General features: G+C 71.4%; 14 protein-coding genes. 4 read left to right on the top strand and 10 right to left on the bottom strand.

Annotation, left to right across the window (positions count from 1 at the left end; all coding sequences use genetic code 11):
* Nucleotides 1-144 precede the first annotated feature (144 nt).
* From samp1 to E4P24_RS13280, 3 genes are read right to left on the bottom strand one after another with little or no spacing between them, the layout of a single operon-like run.
* Nucleotides 145-408, bottom strand: a complete 264-nt coding sequence (gene samp1 / locus E4P24_RS13290; protein WP_004042720.1) for a ubiquitin-like modifier protein SAMP1 — start codon at nucleotides 406-408, stop codon at nucleotides 145-147.
* 23 nt (nucleotides 409-431) lie between these two features.
* On the bottom strand, nucleotides 432-1,937 hold the full coding sequence (locus E4P24_RS13285; protein WP_188148578.1) for a cation:proton antiporter regulatory subunit: 1,506 nt from the start codon (nucleotides 1,935-1,937) through the stop codon (nucleotides 432-434).
* Nucleotides 1,937-3,148: a potassium channel family protein gene (locus tag E4P24_RS13280; RefSeq protein WP_004042717.1), complete on the bottom strand. Its 1,212-nt coding sequence runs from the start codon at nucleotides 3,146-3,148 to the stop codon at nucleotides 1,937-1,939. Before E4P24_RS13280 ends, E4P24_RS13285 begins: the two co-directional genes overlap by 1 nt.
* 100 nt (nucleotides 3,149-3,248) lie before the next feature.
* Here E4P24_RS13280 and E4P24_RS13275 point away from each other — a divergent pair, with 100 nt between their 5' ends.
* Nucleotides 3,249-4,484 carry an NAD-binding protein gene (locus tag E4P24_RS13275; protein WP_004062367.1) on the top strand — a complete coding sequence of 412 codons (1,236 nt, stop codon included), beginning with the start codon at nucleotides 3,249-3,251 and terminating at the stop codon, nucleotides 4,482-4,484.
* 74 nt (nucleotides 4,485-4,558) lie between these two features.
* Here E4P24_RS13275 and E4P24_RS13270 read toward each other — a convergent pair whose 3' ends face one another.
* The 5 genes from E4P24_RS13270 to E4P24_RS13250 form a co-directional block, all read right to left on the bottom strand.
* The gene (locus E4P24_RS13270; RefSeq protein ID WP_188148577.1) at nucleotides 4,559-5,983 is read right to left on the bottom strand and encodes a universal stress protein; all 1,425 of its coding nucleotides are present in this window, start codon (nucleotides 5,981-5,983) and stop codon (nucleotides 4,559-4,561) included.
* A 9-nt stretch (nucleotides 5,984-5,992) separates the two neighbouring features.
* Nucleotides 5,993-6,721 (bottom strand): nucleoside phosphorylase, encoded by a 729-nt coding sequence (locus tag E4P24_RS13265; RefSeq protein WP_004042710.1) that lies wholly within the window; start codon nucleotides 6,719-6,721, stop codon nucleotides 5,993-5,995.
* A gap of 95 nt (nucleotides 6,722-6,816) precedes the next feature.
* On the bottom strand, nucleotides 6,817-7,347 hold the full coding sequence (locus tag E4P24_RS13260; RefSeq protein WP_115802857.1) for a hypothetical protein: 531 nt from the start codon (nucleotides 7,345-7,347) through the stop codon (nucleotides 6,817-6,819).
* Between the two features lie 68 nt (nucleotides 7,348-7,415).
* Nucleotides 7,416-8,333 (bottom strand): carbohydrate kinase family protein, encoded by a 918-nt coding sequence (locus tag E4P24_RS13255; RefSeq protein WP_004062370.1) that lies wholly within the window; start codon nucleotides 8,331-8,333, stop codon nucleotides 7,416-7,418.
* Between the two features lie 120 nt (nucleotides 8,334-8,453).
* Nucleotides 8,454-9,263: a DUF63 family protein gene (locus tag E4P24_RS13250; protein WP_188148576.1), complete on the bottom strand. Its 810-nt coding sequence runs from the start codon at nucleotides 9,261-9,263 to the stop codon at nucleotides 8,454-8,456.
* Nucleotides 9,264-9,329: 66 nt separating this feature from the next.
* Here E4P24_RS13250 and deoC point away from each other — a divergent pair, with 66 nt between their 5' ends.
* Nucleotides 9,330-9,968: a deoxyribose-phosphate aldolase gene (gene deoC, locus E4P24_RS13245; RefSeq protein WP_115802859.1), complete on the top strand. Its 639-nt coding sequence runs from the start codon at nucleotides 9,330-9,332 to the stop codon at nucleotides 9,966-9,968.
* A 97-nt stretch (nucleotides 9,969-10,065) separates the two neighbouring features.
* Nucleotides 10,066-11,052, top strand: a complete 987-nt coding sequence (locus E4P24_RS13240) for a calcium/sodium antiporter (RefSeq protein WP_115861807.1) — start codon at nucleotides 10,066-10,068, stop codon at nucleotides 11,050-11,052.
* A gap of 50 nt (nucleotides 11,053-11,102) precedes the next feature.
* Here E4P24_RS13240 and E4P24_RS13235 read toward each other — a convergent pair whose 3' ends face one another.
* Both E4P24_RS13235 and E4P24_RS13230 read right to left on the bottom strand, forming a co-directional pair.
* Nucleotides 11,103-12,323 carry a PQQ-binding-like beta-propeller repeat protein gene (locus E4P24_RS13235; RefSeq protein ID WP_115802861.1) on the bottom strand — a complete coding sequence of 407 codons (1,221 nt, stop codon included), beginning with the start codon at nucleotides 12,321-12,323 and terminating at the stop codon, nucleotides 11,103-11,105.
* On the bottom strand, nucleotides 12,320-13,522 hold the full coding sequence (locus tag E4P24_RS13230) for a PQQ-like beta-propeller repeat protein (protein WP_188148682.1): 1,203 nt from the start codon (nucleotides 13,520-13,522) through the stop codon (nucleotides 12,320-12,322). Before E4P24_RS13230 ends, E4P24_RS13235 begins: the two co-directional genes overlap by 4 nt.
* 368 nt (nucleotides 13,523-13,890) lie before the next feature.
* Here E4P24_RS13230 and E4P24_RS13225 point away from each other — a divergent pair, with 368 nt between their 5' ends.
* A complete protein-coding gene (locus tag E4P24_RS13225; protein WP_188148575.1) occupies nucleotides 13,891-15,180 on the top strand; it encodes a tRNA (N(6)-L-threonylcarbamoyladenosine(37)-C(2))-methylthiotransferase in 1,290 nt (429 codons plus the stop codon).
* Nucleotides 15,181-15,220 lie beyond the last annotated feature (40 nt).

Raw genomic sequence — 15,220 nt, 5'->3', positions numbered from 1 at the left:
TCTCCCGTCCCGCTGTTCTACTCCCGCCCTTCCATCTCGTGCCGTCGTCCCCCGTCCCGCGTACTGACGGACCGGCCGCTCGCGGGTCGTCCGTCAGGCTTCGAGAACCGATGACCGTCGCCGCGTCGGGGCGACGACCGCGCGCTAGCCGCCGCTGACCGGCGGGAACAGCGCGAGTTCGTCGCCGGCGGCGGTCGCCTCGCCGAGCGCGGCCGCCTCGCCGTTCCGGAGGACGTTGATGTGGTCGTACAGTTCGCCGTCGTCACCGAACACCCGCGATTCGAGCGCCGGATGCGCCCCGACGAGGGCGTCGAGCGCGTCGCCGACGGTCGCGTCGCCGTCGACGTCGACCCGAACGGTGCGCGAGCCGGCGACTTCCGCGAGGTCGGCGAACAGCTTCCACTCCATACTCCCGTCTCGTCGCCCGGCGCTCATGAGGATTGCGCCCCGGACGACCGCGAGGCCTCGCCGTCGGACCCGCCGGTGTCGGCTCCGTCGTCGTCGCCGCCGTCGGTGCGGCCCGTGTCGGTCGTCGCCCGGCGTTCGACCTTCCGGAGCACCTCCGGCCGGCCGACGACGTAGAGCGTGTCGCCGGCCGCCAGTTCGCGTCCCCGGCCGGGAATCGCGTCCACCGGGCGGTTCGAAGACCGGATGGCGACGACCGTGGTGTCCACGTCCGACACCGTCAGTCCGTCGAGGTCGGCACCGGGTGCGACGGTCGTGACCGCCATCGTCTCGTCGGCGTTCCGCAGGAGCGACGCGAACTCGCGGTCCACGTGGGGGTCCGCGGGGAGCGTCACGAGCCGGTAGGTCTCGCCGCTCGCCAGCCGGTCGGCGTCCTCCGCGTCGAGGGCGACGGTCGCCACGTCGTCGGCGACGCCGCGGAGTTCGCCGAAGGCGACGCGGGTCGGTTCGGCCGGCGCGTCGGTGTCGGTGCCGCCGTCCGACAGCGAACCGGGGTCGGGGCCGCCGCCGGCCGTCTCGGTCACGTCGGCGGAGTCGGACGATTCGGTCGCGTCGGCCGCGCTCGCGATGGCGTCGGCTGCCGGGTCGTCGTCGGCCGCGTCCGGCTTCGGAACCGACCAGACCTGCACGGGGTCGCCGGCGGCCGCGCCGGAGCCGGGGTCGCCGCGAATCGCGACCGCGACGGTGCCGGGCGCGAGCGTCGGCCCGAGGCCGGCCGCGCGACTGCCGAGCGCGAGGTACGACACCTCGCTCCCGCCGGCCTCGAACTCCACGTCGACGTGGCCGACGCCGTGGTCGTCTTTGATGCGCGTCGCGAGTCGGTCGCGGAGTTCGGCCTCGCCGAGCCGTCGGGGGAACAGCAGCGTCTTCCCGCTCAGCTGGGTCTTGACGCTCTCGGCGACCGGGTCGTAGCCCTCGATGTCGCCGATATCATCGGGGAGCGTCACCGACGTGACGCGGCCGACGGTCCGGACGAGTCGGCTCACGTCGGCGTCGAGTTCCTTCGCGCCCGCGACGGCGAACACGTCGGTCGCGAGTCGGTCGCCGGCGACCCGGCCGACCGGGGCGATGAGCGCCCCGCCGGCGAGCGACGCGACGTTGAAAACCACGGTGTCCAGCTGAAACACCTCGGTTTCGGTGCCGGTTGTGAACGCGCCGAACAGCCCGATAGTGTTCAGGTAGAGCGCGACGACCGCGCCGCCGAACAGCACCGCCAGCGCCCGCGGGATTATCTCGCGGGTGTACCAGCGGTAGAGAAGCGAGGCGACCGCCGACACGACGAACGCGCCGACGACGAGGCCGACGAGGCGGAGCGCCTGCAAGACGAGTGAGTCGTCGGCCGGCGGAATCGACACCTGTCCGGCGGCGGCCGGCGACCCTCCGACCGCCGCGAACAGGTCGGCGGCGGGCGCGACCGAAACGGCGGTGCCCGCGCCGGCGGCCGAAGCGAACGCGGAGAGCAGCGCCGACATCACGCCACCGCCTCCTCGAAGCCGGTCAGGTCGGTTCTCGACCCGACCGCGTAGAGCGTGTCGCCGGCGGAGACCGCTTGGTCCCCTCGCGGCGCAATCGTCCAGTTTCCGCCGTGCCGGACCGCGAGGACGGCCACGCCGTAGGCGTCGCGGACGCCCGCCTCGCCGAGTGTCACGCCGTCGAGCGGGCTCTCGGACCGAACCGAGAGCCGAGAGAAGCGCTTGCCGGCGCGGCGGAGCAGTGAGACGAGTTCGAACTCCCGACGGACGCCGCGGGAGGTGACGACGAACCGCTCCACGTCGCTCGTGAGGAGCGGTTCGACCTGCCCCCGGTCGACCGCGAGCGTGACGCGACCCTCGCCGCCGACGGCCGTGGGGGCGCGCGGCGCGGCCTTCGGGGCGTCCGCGTCGTCGTCATCGTCGTCGGGTTCGCTCGGGACCTCCGCGACGGAGTCGACTCCGGCGACGGTCGCGGAGACCGTGCCGCCGTCGGTGACGACGACCACGTCGTCGCCCTGCGCGAGCCCCGTCGGCACGAGCGCCGTCACCGACACCGCGCGCTTGCCCGCCGGGAGGCGCTTCGAGAGGCCGCCGACCGGGGCCGCGGCGGTGACGGTGGCGCGGGCCCGCTCGTCGAGTCTGACCTCGACGGCTGCGAGGTCGAACTCGTTTTGCAGGCGGTCGGCAAACCGCGATTCGAGTTCCACGAGCGGGATGTCGGCGGGGAACGTCCACTCGCCGTTGCGGATGCCGGTGCGGATGTCGAGCGGAACCGGCGGGTAACCCTCGATGTCACCGACCTCGCCGGTGACGGTGACGCTGACCTGCCCGCGGCCGCCGACGAGTTCGACCACGTCGGTCGACAGCGACCGCTCGGTGAGCTTGCGCAGCGACATCTTCCGCGGGATGTCGTTGGCGAAGGCGTCGCCGCGGTTGTGGGCGTACAACGACCCCATCAGGACGACCAACAGCGCGACCGTCAGCCTGACCTGGCTCTCCGACTGCGTAATCGTCGGGTCGGCCAGCGCCATGAGGCCGCCGCTCGCGCCCGCGATGGCGACGCTGAGGACGACGACGGCGAGGCCCGGCACGGTGACGCCGGTGACGTAGCGGAAGCCGAAGCCGAGGAGCCACGCGACGGCGGCCGGGACGAGGCCCGTGAGGACGCCGAAGTACAGCCCGTAGACGACTTCGACGGGGAGTGAAGCCATGCGCCGGTACACTCACCGACGCGATAAAGACGTGACGACGCACCCGTGACGGGCCGATACCCGACCGCTTTTGGCCTCGGACGCCAGAACTGCGAGAGACATGGCTTCGGTACGCGAGTGGGTCGGTGCCCGCGCGACCATCGGGACGGTGTTCGTCGCCGCCGTCCTGTCGGTCGCCATCGGCATCCTCAACATCAGTTCCCCGGTCGCCGGCGGCGTGCTGGCACCCTACATCCCCGACGCGGTCCGCATCACCGCCGGCTTCACCGGGACGCTGACGGGCTTTCTGCTCCTCGCGAGCGTCTTCGGGCTCCGCCGCCGCTACCGCGCCGCGTGGTACTCGACCGCGGTGTTGCTCCCGGTGACCGCCGCGCAGGGGCTCATCCAGTCGCCCGAGCGGGCGGCCCCGCTCGTCGGCCTCTCGCTTATCAGCCTCGCGCTGTTGGTGTTCAATCACAGGGCGTTCGACCGCGACCTCGACCTGACGGCGACGCAGCTGTCGGCGCTGCTCGCCATCGCGGGCGCACAGACCTACACGACCGCCGGCGCGTGGGCGCTCAGAGAGCAGTTCAACGGCATCGACACGCTGTTCGACGCGTTTTATTTCGGCGTCGTCACCGGTAGCACGGTCGGCTACGGCGACATCTACCCGCAGACCGCCATCGCCAGGCTGTTCGGCATCTCGGCGCTCCTCATCACGGTGGCGACGTTCGCCGTGGCGCTCGGTGTCCTGCTCACGCCCGCAATCGAAGCGCGACTCACCAAAGCACTCGGACGCATGACCGAATCACAACTCGACATCCTGGAGAACCACGTCCTCGTCCTCGGCTACGGGGAACTGACCGAACCGATTCTCGAAGAGCTCGGCGACCGCGCCCGCGTCGTCATCGTCACGCCCGACGAGGGGCGCGCCAAGCGCCTCACCGACCGCGGCTACGACGTGGTCACCGACGACCCGAGCGACGAGGAGGCGCTCCAGCGGACCCGCGTCGACGCCGCCCGCTCGGTCGTCGTCGCCACGAACAACGACGCCGAAGACGCGCTGGCCATCCTCACGGCGCGACAGCTCAACCCCGACGTGCACATCGTCGCGGCGGCGACCCAGCGGGAAAACGAGCGGAAACTGCGCCGCGCCGGGGCCAACACCGTCATCAGCCCCGCGGCGCTCGGCGGCCACTTCCTCGCGGAGTCCGCCGTCGGCGGGAGCGGCCTCGAAACCATCGAGGAACGGCTGCTCGACGAACAGCCCACCGAGCCGGCCGAAGACGGAACGGGCGAGGCGGACGACCCCGGAACGGGCGAGGCAGACGACCCCGGAACGGACGACCGTAACTGACGACCCCGGCGACGCCGGTCGCAACCGCGAGCCGATTCCGACGCCGGCTGCTCCGCGTCGCTCTCTCTCGGCGCTCAGTGCCCGCGGTCGAACACCGCCACGTCGCAGTCTATCTCGCGGATGCGCTCGAACGTCGGCGGCGAGATGAACCGCGAGGCGGGCGAGCGGTCGCCGCTGGAGCCGAGCACCACGAGGTCGTAGGAGGCGGCGTTGGAGGCGATAAACGCCGTCACCTCCGAGCGGGCGACCCGCGTCTCGATGTTCCCGTCGGCCGTCTCGACCAGATTGGCGAGCTTCGACTCCGCGGGCCGGCGTTCGACCTCCGAGGAGATGCACGTCGTGACGCTCACGCTCCCCGTCTTCCCGGCGAGACGCGTCGCGAAGTCTATCATCGCGTGGGCGGCGTCGCCGGGGCGCGCGACGAGGACGAGAACGCGCCGCCAGCGGTAGGTCTCGCCGGTCGAGCGAAACGCCACGGTGTCGTACGAGCCGCCGAACAGGCCGCGGATGTAGTCCGAAAGCAGGCCGCGGTCCTCCTCGTAGGGCGTCACCACGAGGTCGGAGTTGGTGTTCGCCGCGGCCTCGGTGGTCGCCGTCAGCGGGTCGCCGCGCGCGACGGCGATTTCCACGGGGACGCCCAACTGGGTCCGTAGGTTGTGGGCGCAGGATTCGAGGCGCTCGACCGACGCGTCGGCGTCGGCGTCGAGTTCGCCGTCGGCCGTGGTGTCCGGGGTCGCGTCGCTCTCGTCGGCCGGCGTCGCCGGGAGCACGTCGAGGAGGACGACTTTCCCGGCGCTGTGGGCGGTGGCGAGCCGGGCGGCGAAAAAGGCCGTCTGGGTCGCCGTCTCGCCGCGCATCGGGACGAGGACGTGGTCGTCGCCGCGGACGGTTCCGTAGAGGTACTCCGCGCGGCGCTCGTAGAACTGCTCGCGCCAGACGGTGAATGCGATGGCGATGACGACGCTGGCGAAGAAGATGCTCACCACGTACTCCTCGGGGTTCACGTTGCCCGTGACGAGCGTCAACAGCGCCGTCGAAAACGCGGACGGCGCTTCCACGTCTAACGCCCACGTCGTCGCGCCCGCGAGGAAGATGGCGAGCGCCGCCGCCGACGGGTGGACGAGCGCGGTCCCGGTCGGGCCGTACGCCCAGCCGGTGAAGCCGACCGCGACGAGGCCGCAGAGCGCGCCGACCGTGAGGGCGACGACGAACTTCACGGGCGAGGCGTACCGCCCCTCGGGGTCGGAAAACAGCGTGTACGACCCGGACGCGAGCGGCGGGAACAGCAGGAACGACAGCGTGCTGACCGAGTTGGAGATGAGCGTCACCACCGCGATGAGCACGGGGATGATGAGGAGAATCGAGAGATGCAGCAGGTTGTTCGTGTTCTCTATCCAGCGGCCGAACGCCACCATCTCGCGCCGCTCTATCCGGCGAATCCGGTCGCGGAGCGCGCCGACGCGTGCGACCGCGCGGGCCGCGAGATGGCGAGGGTCCACGGCTGTCGTCTACGCGAGGTCGGCAACGGCGTCGAGCGAGATGGAGATGGCGCGCTCGACGTTGTTCTTCGCCTTCTCGGGGAGTTCCTCGTCCGAGTCGGCTCCCTTCTGCGTGCCGGCGACGAGGTTGCCGTCGACCGTGCAGATAGCGCCGGCGCGGAGCCCCCGACGGCGGGCGAGCGAGAACACCGTCGCGGCCTCCATCTCGATGGCGAGCAGGCCGGCGTCGTTCCAGTCTTCGACGTACTCGTCGGACTCGTTGTAGAACGCGTCGTCGGAGACGATGGGGCCGACGTGGACGTCCTCGTCGTTGGCTTCGGCCGAGTCGACGAGCGAGGTGAGCACGTCGTAGTCGGGGACGGCCGGGTACACCTCGGACTCGTAGCGCTTCGAGGTTCCTTCCTCCTTGGCCGCGCCCGTGGCGACGATCATATCACCGACTTCGATGTCCGCTTGCAGCGCGCCGATGGTGCCGACGCGGATGAACGTCTCCACGCCGACGCGGGCGAGTTCCTCGATGGCGATGGCGGCCGACGGGCAGCCGATGCCGGTCGAGGAGATGGTGAGCGGGACGCCCTCGTACTCGGCGTTGACGACCTTGTACTCGCGGTTCTGCGCGACTTCCTCGACGTTCTCGCACTGCTTTGCGATGCGGTCGACGCGCCCGGGGTCGCCCGGGATGAGCGCGATGTCGTTCACGTCGCCTTCTTCGACGAGGAGGTGGGGCTGTTTCGCCATGTACCGACCCACTCGGGTCGCGGGCAAAAACGACGCGGTTCGACCGGGGGGCACGGACCCGCGGTCCGTCGGCCGGGCTTCCGACCGAGCCGCCGTCACGCGAACCCGGTGAAAATCGCCGGCGCGAGGACCAGTAGCGTCGCCCCGAACACGAGCGAGGAGCGGAGCCACTGCCCGCGGACCGCCGTCGCGCGCTCCTCGTAGATGCGCCGGCCGGCGCGGGGGAAGATGAACCGGGCGAACGCGACGTAGATGAACGCCACGACGACCGCGGTCGCGACGAGGTGCGAGGGGAGGTCGATGCCGATGCCGGCGACGCCGAGGTCCGGCGCGACGGCGTCGGTGACGAGGTAGACGACCGCGTAGAGGACGCCGGCGAGCGCGCCAGCGGCGTGGTGGGCGACGTTCGCGTCGCCGAAGCTCACCTCGTCGGGCGTCGTTCGGCGGACGACCGCCGCGGCGACGTACGCGGGGGTGAAGCCGTCGTCCTGCCGCCACATCGGGATGGCCATCACGACGGCGGCCGCGGCGCCGACGACCGCGCCGAGAAGCAGTCGCCCGGCGACTGCGCCGAGGCTCGACACGGCGTCGAGGGCGGCGACAGCGGCCGGGAGGTGGTCGAACATCGTACCGACGAATGGCTGGTGAGGATAAAACTGGTTGGGTCGGAGCCGAGCGGCGTGGACGCGGCGGCTCAGCCCTCGACAAGGTCGTCCAGCCGCCGCCAACTGAGTTGCGTCCGCGCGCCCGGTTCGGCCGCGGTGAGCGCGCCGCAGGCGTTGGCGACCGCCAGCGCCCGCTCGTAGGTCGCCCCGTCGAGGCGGGCCGCGATGAAGCCCGAGGCGAAGGCGTCGCCCGCGCCGGTCGTGTCAACCGCGTCGATAGGGTAGCCCGGGTGGACGTGTCGGTCGTCGCCGTCTCTGACCTCCGCGCCGCGCGGGCCGTGTTTGAGGACGAGCGTCGTCTGCGCGAGCGCCTCGGCCACGTCTGAGACGGGGTCTGCGGCGGCGTCTCGTCCGCGCTGAACCGCCGCTTCACCGAGCGCGGTGGCGGCCTCGCGGTCGTTGAGAAAGACGTAGTCCACCTCGCGGAGCGCGTCGGCGTAGCCCCGGTCGCCGACGCGCCGCCCGGGGTCGAAGCTGACGGTCGTCTCGACCTCGTGGGCCCGTCTGGCGAGCGTCGCGGCCGTCTCGGGCGACTGGCTCGTCAGGTGGAGGTGGTCGGCGGCCGCGAGCGGGTCGGTCGGGAGGTCGGTCGCCTCGAACGCCTCGTTGACGCCGGGCGACCCGAGGACGAACACCTCGCCCGCGGCGTCGACGACGATGTACTTGACCGTGGTCGGGCCGCCGTCGACGCTGACGACGTGGCGGCAGTCGACGCCCTTCGAGGCGAGTTCGGCGACGGCGGCGTGGCCGTGTTCGTCGTCGCCGACGCTCCCGAGGAGCGCGGCGGGCACGTCGAGGCCGACGAGGCCGCTGGCGACGTTGGCGGCGCTGCCGCCGCCCGCGCCGACCCGCGACTCGACGGTCGCCTCGCCGTCGGGCTCCGGCAGGGCGTCCACGCGGAGGGTGACGTCCCAGTTGACGTGGCCGGCGCAGATGACACGGGACATGCGTCCGCGTAGGTCGGGTCGCCGGTGGGATAACTCTCCCGGGTCGGGCGACTACGGAGCGCGGCGCAACAGCGGGCATGCGGAGGCCGGTAGGCGGGCGGCCCAAACAGGGTCGCGGCCTCAGCCGGCGATGGCGAACAACAGGAGGTTGTGGACGCCGGGGCCGAGGCCGACGGCGGCGACGAGGCCCAACAGGAGCGACCCCTCGGTCGGGTCCTCGCGGACGTAGTCGGCGAGGAGGGCGACCACGAAGCCGGCGACGGCGAGTTTCACGAGGACGAACAGCCAGCCGACGCCGATGACCTCCGCGGTCGGGAGCGCCGCGGCGGCGTCGAGGATGACGCGCGACAGCGGCGTCCGCTCGCCGAAGCCGAGCACGTCGACGCCGACGGCGGTCGACAGCGCGTCGAGGGCGTGCCCGAAGAGTGCGAGGAGGCCGAGCGACCCCGCGGCGGCCGCCTCGGGCGCGAGTCGCGTCACGACCCGCCACGTCAGCGGGGTGACGACGAGCGCGGCGACGAGGGCGAGACCGGGCCAGGCGACCGAGAGCGTCCCGGCGGCGAGGCCGGCGAAGAGCGCGAAGCCGGCGAGGCCGGCGGCGACGAGCAGACCGGGAGCCGCGAGCGTCGGCGGCGAAACGAGGTCGGTCGCGTCGAGCGCGAGCCACGTCGCGCCGGCGACGACGGCCACGGAGAGATAGACCGCGGGCGTGCCGGCGAGCGGTTCGACCGCGGGCGGGAGCGCGCCGACGACGTAGAGCACGTGGAGCGCCGACCCCGACACCATCCACGGGACGAGCGCGAGGACGTGCGCGGGCGTGACCGTCGGGCGCGTTCGAGTCAGTCCGACGCCGACGCCGACGAGTCCCGCGACGAGGGCGACGAGGTAGGGGAGCGGCGGGAGCGCGAACCCCTCGGGGAGGATGGCCATGCAGGAGGCGCGGCGGGGCGGCGTGAAAGCCTTACGTTCTTTAGCCTCGGGTCGCCTCGACAGGGTATGAACCGAGCCGACCTCGCCGCCCGCATCGACCACACGGTCCTCGGACCCGAGACGACGATGGCCGACGTGGAGGCCGTCCTCGACGCCGCCGCCGAGTGGGGGATGAACGCCTGCATCCCGCCGTGCTACGTCGCCGAAGCGAGCGAGTACGCCCCGGACGTGTTGCTGGCGACGGTCGTCGGCTTCCCCCACGGTCAGCACACGACGACGGCCAAGCGCGAGGAGGCCGTCGACGCGTGGCAGGCCGGCGCGGACGAACTGGACATGGTCATCAACGTCGGTCGGCTCAAAGCCGGCGACGACGAACTCGTGACCGAGGACATCTCGGAGGTCGTCGCCGCCGTCCCGGTTCCCGTGAAAGTCATCATCGAGACGGCGCTTCTCACCGAGGCAGAGAAACACCGCGCCTGCGAGGCGGCCGCCGAGGCCGACGCCGCTTTCGTCAAGACCTCCACCGGCTTCGCCGACGGCGGCGCGACCGTCGAGGACGTGGCGCTCATGGCCGAGTACCTGCCCGTCAAGGCCTCCGGCGGCGTCGGCTCCTACGACGAGGCGGTCGCCATGTTCGAAGCCGGCGCGGAGCGCATCGGCGCGTCGTCGGGCGTCGACATCGTCTCCGGCGCGCCCGAGGAGTAGGTCGGCGGTCTCGCGGTCTCGCGGTCTCGCGGTCGTCGATAGATTGTGAACGCCGCGCGCCCAACATTGATTATCCGACTCCCGGGAACTCAGTACCATGCTCAGAGGCGGACCCGTCGTTCAAATCGGCGTCATTCTCGTGTCAGTGCTCGGGCTCTGGGTCGGCGCGCGGCTGTTGGTCGACGCCGCCGTTCGGTCGGCTCGGCGGTTCGGCCTCTCGGAGCTCACCATCGGGCTGACAATCGTCGCAATCGGGACCTCGACGCCGGAGCTCTCGGTCGCGGTCGACGCCGCGTACAAGGGGTTGGGCGACATCGCGGTCGCCAACGTCCTCGGCTCGAACATCTACAACGTGGCGTTCGTGTTGGGCGTCATCTCGCTGTTCCGGGTGATTCCGGTCGCGGAGTCGCTCGTCTCCCGCGACGGCGTCGCCCTGCTGGCGAGCACGCTCCTCGGCGGACTGGTTCTGTTCGACCTCCGGGTGACGAGGCTCGAAGGCGCGCTCTTAGTCGCGGCGTTCGTCGCCTACACGGCGTACCTGCTCCGTGGCACCCAGACTGAGGCCGATGGAGCAACTGAGCAATCGGCCGACCAGTCGCTCGGAGACGGCGGCGTGACCCGCCCGATAACCGACCGAATCGACTTCCCCGGGCGGGACGCCGTGTTCCTCGCGGGCGGGTTGGCGCTGGTGGTTGTGAGCGGCGACTACATGGTGCTCGCCGCCTCGGAGCTGGCCCGCGGGGCCGGCGTCTCCGAGTGGGTCATCGGCGGCACAATCGTCGCGGCGGGGACGTCGACGCCGGAGTTCGCCGTCTCGCTCGTCGCGCTCCGACGGGGGAGTCTCGGCGTCTCGGTGGGCAACGTCGTCGGGAGCAACATCCTCAACATCACGGGTATCGTCGGCGTCGCGGCGGTCGCTCGCCCGCTCGCGGTGAGCGCCTCGGCGCTCGGGACGTTCGCGTGGCTCGTCGCGGTCACTCTCCTCATAGTCGCCGCGCTCTGGACCGGGAGGGTTCTCTCCCGGGTGGAAGGTGCCTTCTTCGCGACCTCCGAGGTCACGCGGTGGATACTGGGGCTCATCTGAGGGTCGCGGTCTCCCGAGACGACCCTGTCGAGCGCCCCCGAATCGCTCTGTTACCCGGCCCGCAACGCGACGAGTCGCCGTGGTCCGTCGTCGCCGCCGGATTCGACGACGAACAGCGCGTCGCCCGCCGGCGTCGGACCGGTCAAGGCGCGCCCCGCGAGGTCGTAGCGCCAGCGGACGCCCCCGACGCGAATGTCGTCGAGGCCGACGCCGCCCCCCGTGTCGTAGGCGACGACGCCGCCGTCGTCGCTCGTATCCGAGACGAAGACGGTGTCGCCGGCACCCGCCGGCGGGGCAAAGAAATCGTCGCCGGCCGCCCACGAGGGGGAGCCGGAACGTTTGTCGAAGGCGTCGAGGCCGGCCCCGTCGGTCGAAAAGATTCGCCGGGGGCCGACGACGAGCGAGCCGTGGGGCGAGGGGTCTTCTTGGTGCCAGGCCACCGCACCGGCGCGGAGGCCGCCGCTGAGTCGGGCGACGCCCGCGCCGAAGAAGCCCGCGAACACGTCGCCCGACCCGGCGACTGCGAGCGCCTGCACGCCGCCGGGGAGTTTGGTTCGCCACGTTCCGGTCAGGCCGCGCTTGACGCCCTCGTCGCGGAACGTGACCACCTCGCCGCCCTCCGTGCCGGCGACGACGGTGTCGTTCCGGGCCGCGAGGGACCGAACCGGGCCGAACACCTCCTCGCGCCACTCGACGCTCCCGTCGCTGGCGCGGACGCGGTAGAGGTTCCCCGCGGTGTCAGCGGTGTAGAGACAGTCGCGGTCCGGTTCGGGTCGGACGACCGGAGCCCAGACGCTCGACTCGGTCGGCGCGTGCCACGCTTCTTCGCCGTCGTGGGTGTACGCGAGCACGCCGGTTCTGGCCCCGGAATGGCCGACGTAGACGCGCTCCGAACCGACCGTCACAGACGAGCGAAAGACGCTCTGAGTGTCGCTTTCGACCGACCACAGCTCGGTGCCATCGGCGGCCGAAAACGCCCGGAGGCGCTCGCTGGTCGCGAGATACACCGTCTCGTCGAACACGACCGGGCGCGCCAGTTCGAGGCCGTTCACCTCGATGCCCCACGACTCGCTCGGCTTCGACGCCGGGCCGGTCGCACGGGGGTTGTAGCCCGTCCCTTCGGGGGAGAAGTACGGATGTTGCCAGTCGGTCCGCCCGTCGCCCGTGGAGCCCTCATCGCCGCCGACACAGCCCGCGAGACCGACGGCTGCGCCGGTTCCGAGAGTCCCGAGGAACGCCCGTCTCGATAGTCTCGCGTCGGGGTTCGTCACGACTCCGACCCGCCGGCGTCCGCGGTCGTTCCCGCGCTCGACTCGTCGGCGTCGGCGTCGGCGACGACAGTTATGCTCGGCAGGCCGTCGTCGCGGACGAGCGGGCAGAGCACCCGGCGGTCGGTCGCGGCCAGCGAGTGGCCGACGTTACGACCGAGCGAAATCGACCAGCGCTCGCGGTCACCGAACAGGCCACCGTCGCCGGTTCGGTTCAGGGCGACGAGGTCGCCGCGTCCCGTGCCGACGTAGACCGTGTCGCCGACGACGCTCGCGGCGGAGACGGTCTCTTCGGGGTCGTAGCGCCACCGCTCCTCGCCGGTCGCGCTGTCGAGCGCCCGGAGCGACCCGCGGACGGCGTAGAGGCGCTCGCCGTCGAACGCGAGGCGTTCGTGGACGCCGCGGTCGTCCTCCCAGACCACGTCGCCGCTGCGCCGTTCGAGCGCGGCGATGCGGTCCCAACCGGCGAGGTACACCCGCTCGTCGCCGACGACCGGCGCGACGGTTTCGACCGTCTCGGTCGGAGCCTGCCAGCGGGCACGTCCGTCAGTTCCGAGGCAGTAGAGCCGCTGGCCCTCGGTGACCACGAAAATCGAGTGGAGGTTGACCGCGAGGGGTCGCCGGACCGCGCCGAACAGCGACCGCGTCCATTTGACCTCGGCGGCGTCGATATCGACCGCGCAGACGCGCTCGTCGTCGAGGCCGAGAAACAGCGTCTCGCGGTCGTTGGAGAACGCCGGCGGCGTCCGCGGGCGGCCGGGGAGTTCGATAGTTCGGAACAGCCGACCGGTCCGGGCGCGGTAGAGCGCGAGTCGGTTCGGGCCGTGGACCGTCACACCGAGCGAGTAGGCGATTCCGTCGAGGACGACCGGCGCGGTCCACTCCTCGCCCTGTGCGGTCCACAACTCCTCGCCGGCGGCCGGGTCGAGCGCCCGTATCGGGTCGCTGGGCGTGTAAGCCACCCCGTCGGCGGCGACTGGCTCGGTCGAGCCCATCCCGAAGTCGGGTTCGTACTCGATAGTCGGCTCGGAGATGGCCGTTCCGTCGCGGAGGAACGCGGTGTTCGCGTCGTCGTGGGCGTAGGTCCGCCAGCCGTCTTCGAAGCGGACGCCCTCGGGGAAGTCGTCGTCAGTCTGTCCCTCGTCGCCGCCCAGGCATCCGGCGACCCCGGCGACCGCGCCCGCTCCGAGCAGGCGAAGCACGCCGCGGCGGGTGCTGGTGCCGGTGGCGGCCGAAGCCGACTCCCGAGCGCCGGCCGAAGCCGGGTCGTCGGTCCCGGCCGAGTCGCTGGCGGAGGGCGAATCGGGTGGTGTCCTGCGGGAACGCATCGACCGAAACGTCATAGCACAGTGACAAGTACTTTTTCGCCGGGCGCGGTGGCGAGGGTGCGAGTGGGAAGCGGGAGGTGAGAGGCGGAAAAAGCGGAGGGAAGACTGTGGATGCGGCGATGACGCTCAGGAGGGAGCGCGCAGACGACCCCCGAGAGGCGCTATCACGGGTCGCGGACGCCGGCAGTCTCGGGGGAGACCGCGGCGTTTTTGCCCGCTGACCCGGTACGTGGGATAACCGAATGGCCCGATACCACATCGAGACATACGGCTGCACCTCGAACCGCGGCGAGAGCCGCGCCATCGAGAGCGCGCTCCGCGACGCCGGCCACTACCGCGTCGACGGGCCCGAGGAGGCCGATGTCGCCATCATGAACACCTGTACGGTCGTGGAGAAGACGGAGCGGAACATGCTCCGTCGGGCCAAAGAGCTGGCGGCGGAGACGGCGGACCTCATCATCACGGGCTGTATGGCGCTCGCGCAGGGCAACGACTTCCGTGAGGAGGGCATCGACGCCCAGATTCTCCACTGGGACGACGTGCCGGCCGCCGTCACCAACGGCGAGTGTCCGACCCCCGGCCCCGGCGTCGAACCCGTCTTGGACGGCGTCGTCGGCATCCTGCCCATCGCCCGCGGCTGTATGTCGAACTGCTCGTACTGCATCACGAAGTTCGCCACCGGCCGGGTCGATTCCCCGTCGGTCGAGGAGAACGTCGAGAAGGCGCGGGCGCTCGTCCACGCCGGCGCGAAGGAACTCCGCATCACGGGCCAGGACACCGGCGTCTACGGCTGGGACAACGGCGACCGGAAGCTCCCCGAGCTACTGGACCGCATCTGCACCGAAATCGACGGCGAGTTCCGCGTCCGCGTCGGCATGGCCAACCCCGGCGGCGTCCACGGCATCCGCGAGGAACTCGCCGCGGTGTTCGCCCGACACGACAAGCTCTACAACTTCATCCACGCGCCCGTGCAGTCGGGCTCCGACGAGGTGCTCGAACACATGCGCCGCCAGCACCGCGTCGACAAGTTCAGAGAAATCGTCGAGACGTTCGACCGCGAACTCGACTACTGGACGCTCTCGACCGACTTCATCGTCGGCTACCCGACCGAGACCGACGCGGACCACGAGCGGTCGATGGAGCTGCTCCGCGAGGTTCGCCCCGAGAAGGTCAACGTCACGCGCTTCTCGAAGCGCCCCGGCACCGACGCCGCCGACCTGAAGGGCCTCGGCGGGACGCTCAAGAAGGAGCGTTCCAAGGAGATGTCCGAGGCGAAGATGGACATCGTCGCCGCCGCGTACGACGAGATGGTCGGCACGGAGCGCGACGTGCTCGTCGTCGAGGAGGGTACCGGCGACTCCGTGAAATGCCGCGACGAGGCCTACCGCCAGATAATCGTCCAGAACGCCACCGAACACGGCCTCGAACCCGGCGACTTCGCCCGCGTGACGGTGACCGCCCACCAGACCGTCTACGCCTTCGCCGAACCGGTCGAGGCACAGCCCGAACCGCGGGAGCCCACCGCCGCCTGAGCGGGCGGTTGCGCGCCGAAGACGCGTCGCCCCGCCGATT

The organism is Haloferax sp. AS1, assembly GCF_014530665.1.
GTDB lineage: Archaea > Halobacteriota > Halobacteria > Halobacteriales > Haloferacaceae > Haloferax > Haloferax volcanii.
This window is presented reverse-complemented; position numbering and strand designations above follow the sequence as displayed.